Annotated in this window: 18 protein-coding genes; 1 reads left to right on the top strand and 17 read right to left on the bottom strand. The window is 50.5% G+C overall.

Annotated features, from left to right (window positions below):
• Positions 1-10: 10 nt before the first annotated feature.
• From ACZ48S_RS01515 to ACZ48S_RS01435, 17 genes are all read right to left on the bottom strand, one after another.
• A complete protein-coding gene (locus tag ACZ48S_RS01515; RefSeq protein ID WP_464213380.1) occupies positions 11-442 on the bottom strand; it encodes a hypothetical protein in 432 nt (143 codons plus the stop codon).
• A 63-nt stretch (positions 443-505) separates the two neighbouring features.
• A complete protein-coding gene (locus tag ACZ48S_RS01510) occupies positions 506-1864 on the bottom strand; it encodes an SNF2-related protein (RefSeq protein WP_464213378.1) in 1359 nt (452 codons plus the stop codon).
• Complete coding sequence (locus tag ACZ48S_RS01505) at positions 1845-2126, bottom strand: VRR-NUC domain-containing protein (protein ID WP_464213376.1); 282 nt, start codon at positions 2124-2126, stop codon at positions 1845-1847. The genes ACZ48S_RS01510 and ACZ48S_RS01505 overlap by 20 nt, the downstream gene beginning before the upstream one ends.
• A 231-nt stretch (positions 2127-2357) precedes the next feature.
• A complete protein-coding gene (locus tag ACZ48S_RS01500) occupies positions 2358-4685 on the bottom strand; it encodes a virulence-associated E family protein (RefSeq protein WP_464213374.1) in 2328 nt (775 codons plus the stop codon).
• On the bottom strand, positions 4673-4912 hold the full coding sequence (locus ACZ48S_RS01495) for a hypothetical protein (RefSeq protein WP_464213372.1): 240 nt from the start codon (positions 4910-4912) through the stop codon (positions 4673-4675). The genes ACZ48S_RS01500 and ACZ48S_RS01495 overlap by 13 nt, the downstream gene beginning before the upstream one ends.
• On the bottom strand, positions 4902-5324 hold the full coding sequence (locus tag ACZ48S_RS01490) for a DUF7768 domain-containing protein (protein WP_464213370.1): 423 nt from the start codon (positions 5322-5324) through the stop codon (positions 4902-4904). Before ACZ48S_RS01490 ends, ACZ48S_RS01495 begins: the two co-directional genes overlap by 11 nt.
• Complete coding sequence (locus tag ACZ48S_RS01485; protein ID WP_464213368.1) at positions 5305-5577, bottom strand: hypothetical protein; 273 nt, start codon at positions 5575-5577, stop codon at positions 5305-5307. The genes ACZ48S_RS01490 and ACZ48S_RS01485 overlap by 20 nt, the downstream gene beginning before the upstream one ends.
• Positions 5570-6349, bottom strand: a complete 780-nt coding sequence (locus ACZ48S_RS01480; protein WP_464213366.1) for a phage antirepressor — start codon at positions 6347-6349, stop codon at positions 5570-5572. The genes ACZ48S_RS01485 and ACZ48S_RS01480 overlap by 8 nt, the downstream gene beginning before the upstream one ends.
• A gap of 88 nt (positions 6350-6437) precedes the next feature.
• A complete protein-coding gene (locus ACZ48S_RS01475) occupies positions 6438-8432 on the bottom strand; it encodes a DNA polymerase (protein WP_464213364.1) in 1995 nt (664 codons plus the stop codon).
• A 65-nt stretch (positions 8433-8497) separates the two neighbouring features.
• Entirely contained in the window at positions 8498-9088 is a 591-nt protein-coding gene (locus ACZ48S_RS01470; protein WP_464213362.1) for a DUF2815 family protein, read from the bottom strand.
• Positions 9081-10214: a DUF2800 domain-containing protein gene (locus ACZ48S_RS01465; RefSeq protein WP_464213360.1), complete on the bottom strand. Its 1134-nt coding sequence runs from the start codon at positions 10212-10214 to the stop codon at positions 9081-9083. Before ACZ48S_RS01465 ends, ACZ48S_RS01470 begins: the two co-directional genes overlap by 8 nt.
• Positions 10207-10548: a DNA ligase gene (locus ACZ48S_RS01460; RefSeq protein ID WP_464213358.1), complete on the bottom strand. Its 342-nt coding sequence runs from the start codon at positions 10546-10548 to the stop codon at positions 10207-10209. Before ACZ48S_RS01460 ends, ACZ48S_RS01465 begins: the two co-directional genes overlap by 8 nt.
• Entirely contained in the window at positions 10532-10714 is a 183-nt protein-coding gene (locus ACZ48S_RS01455) for a hypothetical protein (protein ID WP_464213356.1), read from the bottom strand. The genes ACZ48S_RS01460 and ACZ48S_RS01455 overlap by 17 nt, the downstream gene beginning before the upstream one ends.
• A gap of 88 nt (positions 10715-10802) precedes the next feature.
• Complete coding sequence (locus ACZ48S_RS01450; protein WP_464213354.1) at positions 10803-11264, bottom strand: sigma-70 RNA polymerase sigma factor region 4 domain-containing protein; 462 nt, start codon at positions 11262-11264, stop codon at positions 10803-10805.
• Between the two features lie 212 nt (positions 11265-11476).
• Positions 11477-11674, bottom strand: coding sequence for a hypothetical protein (locus ACZ48S_RS01445; RefSeq protein ID WP_464213352.1), 198 nt, complete (start codon positions 11672-11674; stop codon positions 11477-11479).
• 338 nt (positions 11675-12012) lie between these two features.
• Positions 12013-12723: an ImmA/IrrE family metallo-endopeptidase gene (locus tag ACZ48S_RS01440; RefSeq protein WP_464213350.1), complete on the bottom strand. Its 711-nt coding sequence runs from the start codon at positions 12721-12723 to the stop codon at positions 12013-12015.
• Positions 12724-12739: 16 nt separating this feature from the next.
• Complete coding sequence (locus ACZ48S_RS01435) at positions 12740-13132, bottom strand: helix-turn-helix domain-containing protein (RefSeq protein ID WP_320405027.1); 393 nt, start codon at positions 13130-13132, stop codon at positions 12740-12742.
• A 264-nt stretch (positions 13133-13396) separates the two neighbouring features.
• On the opposite strand from ACZ48S_RS01435, the gene ACZ48S_RS01430 reads away from it, so the two are divergent.
• A complete protein-coding gene (locus tag ACZ48S_RS01430) occupies positions 13397-13603 on the top strand; it encodes a helix-turn-helix domain-containing protein (protein WP_320405026.1) in 207 nt (68 codons plus the stop codon).
• Positions 13604-13613 lie beyond the last annotated feature (10 nt).

Raw genomic sequence — 13613 nt, 5'->3', positions numbered from 1 at the left:
AGTGACATCCTCATTGGTGGCGACGGATTAAATCGACTTCCTCTAAAGCCCTGCCGTGCAGGCGGTGGATATGGCGTAAGTCGTAATGGAGAGCAACAGCGATTTCTTCCCACGTTTCAAAGCAGAGGTAGCGCATTTCCAGAATGGTTTGGAGTTCGGTACGCTCCACGCACTTGATGATGGTGACCACTTCACGTTTCAGGTCAATGAGTGTTTTAAGATCGGCGTTGATTTCCGATTCCAAATCTAAAGCCTTAGCGATGAAGTCCTCCATGCGGTGGAAGTTCGGGCTTTGGCTTCGCGGCATATCAGACAGTGTGGCGGTTGCTTTCGTTGCCAGTTCACGCAAAGATTTCACCTGTTCCAGTTTAGAATTGATTCGTTGGTCTATGCGGTAAGCTTGGGAGAGATACTCCTTCGCCGTCAGTTTTTCTGTATTCATTGGCTACCTCCGATTTTGGTGAAGAATTCCCCTCGGATTGGCAGCTTTTGACTCCGTTGATTGTCACAGATTTGCTTTCACCGCATCGATTAAGGCGGTCTGCGTCCTGTCCTTTTCAGATAGGGCTTTTATGACCCGCTCGTCGATGGTGTCCTTTGCGGTGATATGGTGGATGACCACCGTTTCGGACTGCTGACCCTGCCGCCATAAGCGGGCATTGGTCTGTTGGTATAATTCCAAACTCCAAGTCAGCCCGAACCATATAATTGTGTTGCCACCACTTTGAAGGTTTAGCCCGTGACCCGCCGAAGCTGGGTGGATGAGGGCGACAGGCAACTCACCGCGATTCCATCGGGCGATTGATTCCGACGTATCCATCTTGAAAAACGGAATGTGGCGGGATTTCAGCCTTAAGGAAATCCGTTCCAAGTCGTGCTTGAACCAGTATGCAATCATGACGGGCTTGCCGTTGGCGGCTTCGATTAAGTCTTCCAAGGCATCAAGTTTACGGTCATGGATGTGGTGATAACTTCCGCCGTCGCCATAGACCGCTCCGTTTGCCATTTGGCACAGCTTATTGGAAAGAGCGGCGGCATTGGCGGCAGTTATCTCGCCATCGGCAAGCTGCAGCACCAAGTCCCGCTTCATCTCGTCATACCGTTCCCGCTCATCCTCAGACATTCGTACAGGGTATTCGGCGGTCACGAGTTTTGGCATCTTCAGGTGGTCTGTGGACTTCATACTGATGGTGATGTCGGCGATGTTGGCGTATATCCGTTTCTCGGCATCTGGCAGAGGCTTATAGCTGAAAATGACCTGACCGTTACGCTTGTCGGGGACAAAGTAATCTGTGCGGTACTGCCCGATGAAGCGCCCAAGCCGCTGACCCATATCAAGAAGCCGAAACTCAGCCCACAAGTCCATCAAGCCGTTACTGCTCGGTGTTCCCGTCAGCCCGATAATGCGCTTGACCTTCGGGCGGGCTTTCATCAGCGACCTGAACCGCTTTGACTGATGGCTCTTAAAAGAAGACAACTCATCTACCACCACGGTGTCGAAGTCAAAGGGCAGACCGCTTTCATCAATGAGCCATTGCACATTCTCGCGGTTTATAATGTAAATGTCGGCTTGCTTCCAAAGAGCCGCTTTGCGCTCCGATTCCGTACCGATCGCCACGGAAAATCGCAGGTCGGAGAGGTGTTCCCATTTCCGCAGTTCCTCCGGCCAAGTGTCACGGGCTACACGGAGAGGGGCGATGACCAGTATGCGGTGTGCTTCGAAGCTGTCAAATAACAGGTCGGAAAGGGCGGTCAGTGTAATCGCTGTCTTGCCAAGTCCCATATCAAGTAGGAGGCAGGAAATAGGGTTTGCTTCAATGAAAGCCGTGGCATATTCTTGATAGTTATGAGGTTGATATTTCACGAAGCACACCTCCAATCTGTTCTGAATGGTCTAATACATAAACTTTGTATCCTAGCCGCCGTAACATCCCGTGCCTTGATTCCTGCAGCGGTCGGGGTTTTTCTCCTTGCCGCTTTACTTCTACAAAGCCGCACTTTCCATCGGGGAGAAGCACAAGGCGGTCGGGCATTCCATCGAAGCCGGGGCTTATAAACTTGGGTGCGATGCCTCCCATTGCCTTGACCGAATCCGTAAGTTTGCGTTCCAATGTTTTCTCTCGCATATAGACCTCCGTTTTTCAAATTGCCCATCTTGCCGATTCTGCCTATAATTCCTACGCGGGCATATTGCGTGTGCTCATTGCTCTTATTACTTATTAAATAAGATTTAATAGGGATAACATCGGCAATATGGGCAATGGCTGTTGTGAAACCGTTGTATATTCGGGGCTTGCGACATTGCCGATTAAGGTTGCCCAAACCCCGACAGGCAATCATGAGCAAAGATTCTGTCCTCATTTTTCCCTCACGAACACACGCTGGACGCCGTACATCGGGACAGCCTTTTTGCCGGTCTTGTTGCCTTCGTACTTCGCCCAACCGCCTATTTGGTTGAGGATGCCCTCAATCTCGTAGGAGTCGGCTTTCTTGATGGATTCGCGCGACTTTCCGAAGCACTCGCACCAAATTTCCATCACGCAGACCTGATTCCGACGCACCGTGCCTTTTGCCCTTGTGGGGTCGTCGGTAGAGCGGATATATTCGAGTCTGCGGTAAATGTCCATCGTATCCCAGTTATCAGGTAGCATTTCTTCAAGGTACTCCGCCACCAAGCCCTCACGGTCGTCATTCTCCATAGCGTCCCGCTGTTCGGCAAATGCCGCTAACGCGATATCGCCTTTCAGGAACAATTCCTCGCCCTCGGTGTACCTAACTATGGCTTCCGCCCAAATCTGGTCTGTCTCCGTAAGTTCCCAAGCGTGGTACTTGCCGCCGCCCGAAACCCGTACAGGCCAGAAGCGGCGATTGCCCGTGATGTCTCTTAAGAAACCGCCGTCCGAGTTGGTTGTTCCCACGATGATGCATTGACGAGGGTGACTTTCTACGGCTCTGCCGTAAGATGGGCGGTATTTGTCGTCGGTGCGAGTGATGAACGACTTCACCGTTTCCACGTCCATTTTCTTAATGCCCGCAAGCTCTCCAAGTTCGAGTAGCCAGTAGCCTTGTAGCTTCTCAGGAGCGGTCTTGTCTTTCATATCTGAAATTGAGAGGCTGTCTGAGTACCATTGCCGTCCGAGCCTTGAGAACAGAGTGGACTTCCCGATGCCCTGTTTACCGTTTAGCACAAGGATGGAGTCGTGCTTCACGCCGGGATTTAAAATGCGAGCCACCGCTGCCACGAGCGTTTTGCGGGTGACGGCTCTTGTGTAGGGAGAATCCTCCGCACCGAGGTAGTCAATAAGCAGCGTGTCCATTCGGGGAATCCTGTCCCAAGGGGGCAGGCTGTTCAGGTACTCACGTATCGGATGGTAGGCTCGGTCATCGGCAACCTTAGTGAGTGCCAGTTCATAGTTGCGAGCCGAGAAGGTGCCGTAGCGTTTATCCACATACGCCACAAGCTGGGCAGTGTCTGCATCACGCCAAGGCGGGTGCGGTCGATCCCACGGTAGGTTCTCCCCATATATTTGGTTCGCCAGTTTATTGTGGCGGATGCCGCTGATGGCATCATCGTTGTTCATAATAAGGAGCAGGTTACCGAGGGTATTACAGAGGATACCGCTTTTCTCCCTTTGAAGCCGAGACATCCAGTCCTCACTTTCGGTAAATTCTGTCTCGGCGGCGGCGATGCGCTCCTCCGCAATCAGGGTGTTTACCTTTTCATCTTTTAAGGCAAACTCGCTCATCGCCTTGAAACCCGCTTTATCATCAAGGTCTGTATATTTGTGGACACGGACAAGATCAAAAGAGTTCAGCAGTTTGCCGCAGGCAGGGTCGGTGGCATGGTGTGAATAAGCCCATTTACCTTCATACAGCACAACGCCCGCACTTGAGTCGGCAGCGATATAATCGTAACGCCCCGTCATCGCAGAAGGCTCGTAAATGTCGGGCAGGAATGCTGCGATTGCGTCCTCTATAGAGTAAGAGCGGCAAAACGCACCGACCACGCCTTCTTTTTCAAGAGGATTTTGCTGCTGATGTATACTTCGCTGTATCACCTCGGACTGACGGCTCGATGTTGGCCAGAGTGAGCAGTCCCGCCAGTCGGATAACTTTGCGAGATATTTGTCGGGGTCGAGTTCATCACCGTCAATTACCTTGAACACATACTCCCCATCAGACGGCGTGGATGGCCAGTACATCAGACGCTCCGGCTCATAGGTGGAATCATCAAAGAAATCCATACCGATTTCATCTGCCACAAGCCTTGATAGAGCGGCGTATTCGTCCGGCGTAACATCACGGGAGAGAGGAATAACCACACGGAGTCTTGGGGTTTTTGGCGTATGACTATGGGTGGAGTAGATGGCACAGTTGTGCGGGAACAGCATCTCCACCGTGTCAATAAAGCCACTCTCGGCGTGGTCGGCATCGAGGGTAATCCCTGAACGGCTCTCGACCGTGTCCTTTTTACGTCGCCCGGACTTGAGGTGACCGAGGACATAGCCGCCTACATCCTTGGCCGTGTCGCGGCGGTCTTTGGTAAACTTCTGATATTCCGTGACGGTTTCCGTGGTGCGGCGAGTGACCTTAAACCGCTCACACAACTCATCAAAGGTGGTTTTTTTGTTTACCCATCGTTTCGACAGACGGCTGTCGCCGTAGGATATTTTCAGGTCTCGCATTCTTCTGTGACCTCCTCTTCAAATTTGCCTCTCGCCCAATTCAGGAAATTACCACGGCAGGTCGTATCGTACTTGTTGCAGGTTTTGCCAAAGGCAGGGCAAGCACCGCAAGCCAGCACGATGAAGTGATGATTGGCGATAAATTCGGGCGTGAGCGACTCTTTCCATACATCAAAATTGGTCTTAATGGGTTCTATAGGGTTCAGGGTTGACCGTTTAGATGCCATAGTCGGACACCTCATCACATTTGCCATTGAAAAAACGGATAGGGATATTGCGCTTCCGAGCCTTGGCGATTTCACGGCTCATGCCCTCGGAAGGAGAGCCGAAAGCCCATAACTCATCGCATTTGCCAAGCAGAATAAGGGCGAAGCGAAGCCCAAGTTCTCTTTGTTTTGGATCATCATCATCCATAAACTGCGGGTAATGCAGGTGCGGAGCAAGAGGAATACACCCCTTGCTGACCGCAAACCTGCAATAACCCCGTGCCTTCTCGGTGTTTCGTTCCATATCTCCCGCAAAAGGAGAGGCGATATATACGAGTGGGAGATACTGTTTTGCTTTTTCCTCACGTTCGACTGCCGTCAAAGCCTCATAAGCAGTCGGGTCTGGATAGCCTTCACTGTTGTATTTGTTCATCAGGCACCTCCCCTTGGTAATACTGCTCCACAAGCGAGCGGAGCCAGTCCACCTCTTCATCAAGCTGTTTATTCTCTGCTTGAAGCGTGGTTATTTGTGATTCTTGTTCCTCGGTTTTATCTGCAAGAATGAACATAAGGGAAAACCAGCAGGTCACTCCAATCCAAATCAGTAGCCACGGGATTGCATACCATATTGCCTTGCCAACCTTTTTCAGAGCCGCTTTGATGGCTTGCTTCTTTTCATTAGTCATTTTCGTTTACCCCTTTCCCAAGAAATAAGTTGATAAAATACTGCTGTCCTTTGCCGGTGACCTTCGTTGTCTTGCTGATGGTTACATGACCGTCCGAGTGTGTGATGGCGGTCTCCTTTACTCTGAACAACCCCAGTTCCATTGCTCTCTGCGTCGGGGCGTTGTAGTCCGTGCCTTGGCGCTTGATGAGGTAACCGTCCTGACGCAATTTTTCGAACAGGCGATTCTGTCCGATTTCGACGCCGTTGCCCTTGAGGATTTTCGCCAATTCACCGATGAGGATTGTGCCATCGGAAACCGAAACGGCATCGGCAAAAATGACCTTCGGTTCGTTCTTGGCAGCTTCCAATTGAAGGCGTTCTTTTGCGGCACGCTCGTTTTTAAGGGCAGTTAGCACCTTTATCCAAGCGTCGGGGTCGTTCATCATCTCTTCCAATTTGGCAGGAGTTAGATATGCACCGTGCCTGCGGATGGAAGGTAACACTTCATGGGTGACCCAACGTTTGAACCTTTTGGCGTCAGGCTTGTCGGAGCGAAGAATGACATTGTAAAGACCGCTCTCGCTCACAGCGTACATCTCGCGGGTCTGACCACCTGACACGAATTTGATTCGGGTCAGCTCATCGCCGTCCAAACGCTCTGCTACCTTGTTCGTGTCCGATAACCCAAGTGCCTCGCATACATCTTTCAGCACCCAGAGCGTTTCGTCGCCTTGGCGTACTGTCCTAACTTCGTTCCCCTCGTAGGAGAACACTTGCAATTGATTGTCCATATATTGCCTCCTGAAAAATGATTTTTCGAGAGGTTGTAAGCCCCTCACCATCCACAGGACAGCAAGGGGCTACTTGGCAACCAACCGCTTAATCTTTTTTATAAAATGGGCAATCATAGCCATCGGCATGAAGTAAAAGCCCTTCAGCCCACGGTGGTGTACGGCTCATTTGTTCGCAGAGAACCTTGGTGGACATTCGGGAGTCGGCTTCAATGACCATTTCATCATGGACGTGCATTACGATGTCGCAGCACCTTTGTGCCTGCATTGCGTAGCTGAGAATATCCCTGCTGGTGGCCTGTACGATATTCTCCACAAATTTGGGACCGTAGCTTTCAAGCCGTTCCCACTTCTTCGTGCCGCCAACGCCCTCGTAGGTCACGCAATCTGAGCCAAACTGATTAGAGCCTATACGGGGTTTTACATAAGAGAGCCGCCTGCCCGAAGGCAAGGTTATAAAGAGCATTCCGCTTTGCACTCCAAAGCGAATACCGTGGGTTTCGGTGACAGTCCTGTCTCTGACAGCCTTTATAGCTGCTTTATCAACCTCCCACCAAAGCCTGACGATGTTTGGGTTTGAAGCCCGCCATGCCGTGACGAGAGGTTGGAGTTCGTCTTCCAACAAACCCATCTCCAATGCGCCCATCGCTTTGAGTGCACCGACAGAACCGCCGTATCCGAGGGCGAGTTCCGCAATTTTGCCTTTTTGCCGAAGGGATGAACCTTTGGTGATCTCCTCAATCGGGACATGGAACATCTGGCTTGCGGAGGCTTCATATATCTTGCCGTGGGTGGCAAAGACCTCGTTGCGCCACCGCTCACCGGCAAGCCATGCGATGACGCGGGCTTCAATAGCCGAAAAGTCGGCTACCACGAACTTCGTGCCGGGCTTCGGAATGAATGCCGTCCTTATTAACTCTGACAACACTTCCGGCACGGAATCATAGAGTAATTCCATGGCTGAGAAGTCGCCACCACGCACCAAATTCCGTGCCTGTTCAAGGTCGGGCAGATGGTTCTGCGGAAGATTTTGCATTTGAATTAAGCGCCCAGCCCATCTACCGGTGCGGTTTGCTCCATAAAACTGGAACATACCCCTTGCCCGACCGTCGGAGCAGACCGCATTCTCCATAGCCTGATATTTCTTGACCGAGGACTTCGCCAACTGCTGCCTAAGCGACAACGCCTGACCGAGTGGCTCCGGTGCTGTCTTCAAGAGTTCGGCGACCGCCTTTTTGCCGAGGGTGTCGGTTTCCAAGCCGTTATCTGCAAGCCATTGCTTCATCTGCGCCACTGAGTTCGGGTTGTCGAGTTCCGTGATTTCTTTCATCATGCGGGTCAGTTCCGCTTTGGAGCGGGCGTCGGTGGCGATAGCGTTCCTGACGAGCGTCATATCCACCATTACGCCTCGGTCGTTTATTTCTTGGTCGAGAGCATACTCGTTCCATATGAGTTCCGGCACAGGGAAATTTGCGAGCCGCTCCTGTATTGACATTTCCGTTTCTACATCACGACGGTTATATGCCTTGAACGCCGACCACTTATCGGGTGCGTGCGCAGGAAGATTTCGGGTGCGTTGCCCGTTGGCAGTGGTGGCGGAGCACGGTTTGCAGAAATAGCGGATGAGATCTTTTCCCTCGGTCAGCTTCTGCTTTTCTAATCCCAAAACCGCACCTGCGCCTTCCAGCGAAAGGGGCAGACCCATATACGCCGACCAGACCATTGAACATCGCCATGAATCTGGATTAAGGTATTTCGCCTTTCCTAAATGTAGAGAAGAAAAGTGGTTATCAGCAAAGGGGTCAAGACTGATCCCCATATCCGTTAGGAATCGTGAAAGGCAGATTCGCTCGAAGTTAGCGTTGAAAGCCCATTTTTGAACGGTGTCATCCGTCAGGGCGTCGAGGACATCGGTTGGAATACTCTCTCCATCGACGAGAGAAATCACCTGAACCTCACTGCCGTCCACGGAGTAGCCAAACAACAGGATTTCAAAGTCCGGCGATTCAGCGTATTTATACACACCACACTTGTTGAGATCAGTGCTGCTATAGGTTTCAATATCAATGCTAAGTGTTTTCATAAGCCCTCCATAACGCAGAAGGGCGGCAAGTTTCCTCACCGCCCTCGTGCCGTCTGTGTAATCGTTTAGCTGAGGAAATCTTCATCGTCTTCGGTGGCAAAGTCGTCCTCGGCTCTGGGCTTGCCGCCGAGAGGTTCGCCGTCACGCAGCTTCTGAATGTTGTTCAGTCCGCAAGCGATACCCTTGTTGCCGTTACTATTGAATGCGTAAAAATTCACGCTGGCACGGGCATACACTCCGCTGTAAATCTGTGAACGTTCAAAGATGGTCTCGCAGGAGCTGTCTACGATGCCGGGAGCTGTGCTGCTGTTGGCATTGATGAAGTAGCTGTCGGCGTAGGCTTCGTCGTCGGGGCGTTCTGAGTCTCCGTCGCGTAGCGGTGTCTTGAGCGCAGCGAGTGCAGGGACGGTTTTGCCGTTGCCTTTCAGTTTGGTTTCGCCCTCACGGTACGCCGCTTCAATTGCCGCTTTAATCTTGGCGATAGTGCGGGTGTCGCTCTTGGGGATAATGATACTGACCGAATACTTCGGCGTACCACCGTTGATGGACTTGGGCTCCCACAGATTTGCGTAGGAGAGTCTTGCTTCGCCCGTGATAACCTTTGTGGGGTTGGGGGCAGGGTTTTGATTTTTGCGGTTTATTGTCTGATTAGCCATTGTCTTTTACCTCCATAAAATCGTTTTTGGCAGTATTGATTGCCGGACGTTTGTCGCCCTCCGGCACGAGCGTTGGTTTGCCTTGCGGTTTCGCAACCAGTCCTCCGAGCAGTTCGGCGAATTTGGCTTTACCGAGTGCCTTTTCCATTGCGGTGATTCCCATCACCGATGTGTAGTAAGGGTTGTAGCCTGCCGTGGTCACGGCTTTAGCGACGGCATCCTCGTTTATATACTTGCGGTTGCTCTTGCCCTCGACAACCTTCCAACCTTGCCACAGCTTACCGCCGAGAGCGGCTTGAAGGGCATAATCCTTGATGTCGGAAGCCCAAGAAATAAGGTCGTCTATCTTGCCGAGGATGGATTCAATTTCATCGTCCTCCAACAAGGGCGGACGGCTGAATTCCAACTTTGCGAGTTCCATGTTCCGTTCGGCACGTTTTCTGCACTCGTACTTCGCCTTGCAGAATTGACACCATTCACCGCAGTTGTACTCACCCTTGCCGATGTAGGCGATTTCGGCTGTGGGTTTTAGCACTTCCTCTGCCCATTGGTAGAGAGATTCTTTGAAAACCGTGTGAGTGCTGACGTTGTCACGTCTTGGCTGATAGATGGTCATTGACACCTCGTTGATGTCGTAGATGCCGTCAAATAACTCCAACGCACCCAATGCGTACAGCTTCATTTGCGGGTTGTCAGTCGCCTCAACGAGTACCCCTTGCCCGTGTTTATAGTCCACGATGTGAAGAGTACCGTCTGCAATAATCACGCAGTCACCGGTGCCGAAACCTTCCTGCACATACTTGGAAAAATCAAGTCTCTGCTCAATAAGCACCACAGGGTCGGCGCAGGTCAGCTTTGCCGTTTCTACCAGTTCGAGGATATAGGCGGCGTAGCCGTTGGCGCACTCGTCCATCTCCTCAGAGAAGCGGGTCAGGGCTAATGTTGGGTCTTTCGCTTTAATCCCAAGTAATGTCTTCAGCTTGTACTCCCCAAGGGTATGGGCTTCCGTGCCTTCGGCGGCATAGTCGCTGCCTTTGTCCTCGTACTGTTCGCATAGTCGTGCCGATGGTGGGCAGTTGAGCCACCTATGACTTGATGAAGCTGAGAGGAGTGCGTGTTTACCCATCTTCGCCCTCCCTAAGCCCGATAGAGTTGGCCTCCCCAAGCAGGGCTTCAAATTTCGTCGGGTCTATCTCCGACAGCTTTGATGCACCGTGCTTTTGGAGTAGTTCCCGAACCTTTTCTGTGTGTCCGCTTCGGGACTTTTCAGCGAGTATGGCTCGCACCTGCTCCAGCGTGACAGGTTTTGCCTTGGTTTCGGATGGTGGTGCTTTTGCCTCCGGCTCTGTGTTGTCGCTATTGTCGAATAATGATGTCAAACTATCCGCCACCGCCGTAAGCGACTGTGCGGCGCTTCGCAATTCACCGATGCAGAGGTCGAGTTCACTCATCTTGCTCATTCGGATTTCCTCCTTTCTCGGTTGACTCATCTCGCTTTTGAAGTGCGAGCAGCTTCTTGGCGAGACGTTTTGACACAATGCTTATCGCTGTCAGGATACCTGCGAGTTCTTCGTCAAGGTCGACATCGCGTAAGTCTGTGTCCGTGCTTTTGGCCTTTGTTTCCATTGGTCTACCTCCGTTTCTGAGAGAGGTTTGCTCCCCTCACCATCCACAGGACAGCGAAGGGAGGTTTGGCAACCGAGGTCGAAAGTTTTTATTTAGCACCCAAAATGCTGCGTAGTTTCTCAATGACCTTTTGCTTGCGCTTGCCCACCGCCTGATGAGATATACCGATTTCAGCGGCATAATCCCGCTCGGTGCGGTCATTGTAGAAAAGAGCGTTGATGAGCGATTGCTCGTCCGGGTCTAAATCGTTAAGGGCTGCTACAAGCTGTTCGAGGAGTAGCTTGTCTGCCACCAACTCAGCCAAATCCACTGAATCAGCGACTTCGTAGCCTTCTTCGTTGAACTTGTTGAGGGAAAGGTCGCTGCCCTCGCGGGACTTTTCGCAGGTGCGACAGTCCTTAGTACAGCGAAAGCCGTTATCATCACGGCATCTCTTGGCACGTTCTTTACGTTTGTGTTCCGCCCAAAGTGGGCGTTTGTAGGCTCTGTAGACTTCTTCCGTGACGGGGATTTGCTCTCCGTCGATTTCGATAAAGCGTTGATTTTCCATTATTGACTCCTTAAAAATTTAGATTTTTGTTGCTCGCACGAGCCGTGAGAGCGAGTGAGTACGACCGTCAAACAGGCGGTGGGCGGGCGAGAGTGTAAATTGACATGGCTTGTCTCCTTGGGTAAAAATAAAAAACGACCGCGAGAACAGTCCCTTTGGGGGAGCTGTCCGCACGGTCGTCTAAGCAATCTGGCGGTGGGCTATTTGGTTGTTTAACTTTGTAGGCTATCCTGTGACGGAATCACGATAGATTCAGGCGGACTGTTTCCCGCCTTATACAGCAATGTACATCCTTCTTTGGGAAGAGGGGTCTGACGGATGTTCTTACCGTCAATTGTGATAATCGTGTAGGTACGGACATCCAACGTGCCGTACAGTCTGCCTTTCGGCGTTCGTATTTCTTTGATCATAAATTCATCCTTTCTAACAAAAACAGCCGGATGCATCACGATTAACTCGTAACACATCCGGCCATTTGGTCACTCGCATTCGGTGCCGTTGCTCGGTATGGTGTTAAACTGCTTTATTTTTCGGTGTAGAGTCTGAATCTCGTTCGATAGACACGACGTTGCGGCAGTGAATACATTTGATTTTTACAGCCGTTCGCCCCTGCCATTCGAGGTCGAAAATTCGCTTTTTACAGTTAGGACATTTGATTGTCTCTTGCATATTACTCTCCTTTCACGCAACATAGCCTATAAGCTAATTAGCGAAGTTTTAGATTAAAAAAATACAGCGTTCTATATAGCTATTCACGCAAATAATAGCCTCGCTCGTTTAGACGAATTTCTGCGGACTGCTTAGACACCTGAAAGAAGTCCGCTAAACTGTCAACGACCGCACAATTCAGATACCAACTCCCGCGTAAACCGGCTTCGTTCGAATGTTCCTCAATATAACGAGTTGCCATTTCATCAAACTGCTCAGGCGGCATAAGGATGCGCGGAGCTATACCTCTTGCTTGCCACTCCATCCAGTCCTCGTCAGACCAGTTCGCTCTATTGGATTCATCATATTCTCCAAACGAACTACGAATCCGTACCGCCTTTTTAGGGCCGAATAAAGAAATGGCAATATGATAGTCTCGGTGTTTGTGCCAATGGAAAGCCTCGTGAGCAATTGTGTTGTTCTTACATCCCTCATTGCGTTTTGCTATGGTATCAGGGTCGATAATCATCGTGCCGAACCGTGCTTTTACCATTTTGTACGAACCATCTTCCTTGTCGTAAATTTCTGTCAGTCCGCTGGTAAAACACATTTGACCGAGAACACTAAAATCCTCGGTTAACCGTTTCTCAACAACGCGCAGTCCCATGCGATGGCGGGCAACATACAGGATTGGCACCGCCATGGGGCGTTCTAAAGCCTCCGGATAATACTTCTCCAGAAATTCCAAAGCTTCTTTATCAAATTCGTCCCGACAGATGTGTGGAGCGTTCGACGAAAGCAGTACAGACATATAATCCCTCCCAAACTTATGGTTGTTTATCTTCCTTACTGATATCGTCAAGCACCTTTTTCCAAAAGTCGTCGCCAAGATTTTTCTCAGTTGCACGGCGCAGAGCCTTTCGGACGTTGGGCAATTGGGTGGACATCAAATATTCGGGCAAATCAGGAGCTGCGGTATCCCTTTCCCGCCCTGCGAGGTCAAACATCTCCTCTTTTTCATCGGACGTAAGTTGTAATACAACTGCAATTTTCTCGAGAGTCTGCATCTCTGGCGGGTTTCTCCTGCCTTTGACGATATCCGAGAGGTATGATGCCGTCATGCCCATAGCCTCGGCAATGTCCTTCAGTTTGATATCTTCGCCACCGATACCACGACCTTTTCTCTTGTTGTCGATATATGCGCCAAATTCTCCTGCCATAGCCGTTCTCCTTTCCGCTTACGACATTATTGCCGCACAGCATATCAGCAAATTCGCTGATATGCGTATTATATCATGTGCTGAAAAAGATGTCAAGTCGTTTTTGCTTTTGTTTGTACAACGGGGTAAATCAAAATACAATTCGAGCGTTATCAACTTTAATTGATGACATCTCAGCATTTACTCTTGCAATAATTTGTCGAATGAGTTATAATATATAAATAGACTTTTACACTCTATGAAACCTGAAGGCGAGGTAATCAAATGGCTATAAGTTATAAAAGGCTATGGAAACTCCTAATTGACCGTGACCTTAAAAAGAAAGACCTGCCGTCCTTGGCAGGCATCAGTTCTGCATCGGTTACAAAATTAGGAAAAAATGAAAATGTAAATACAGAAATTCTTGAAAAAATATGTCGAGCGTTAGATTGTGACATCTCCGATATTATGGAGATGACCGAAGACAAATAAAGGAGCTACT

The organism is Dehalogenimonas sp. NIT-SK1, assembly GCF_055384165.1.
The sequence above is the reverse complement of the archived record's forward strand: the minus strand, read 5'-3'. Positions and strand labels throughout refer to the sequence as shown.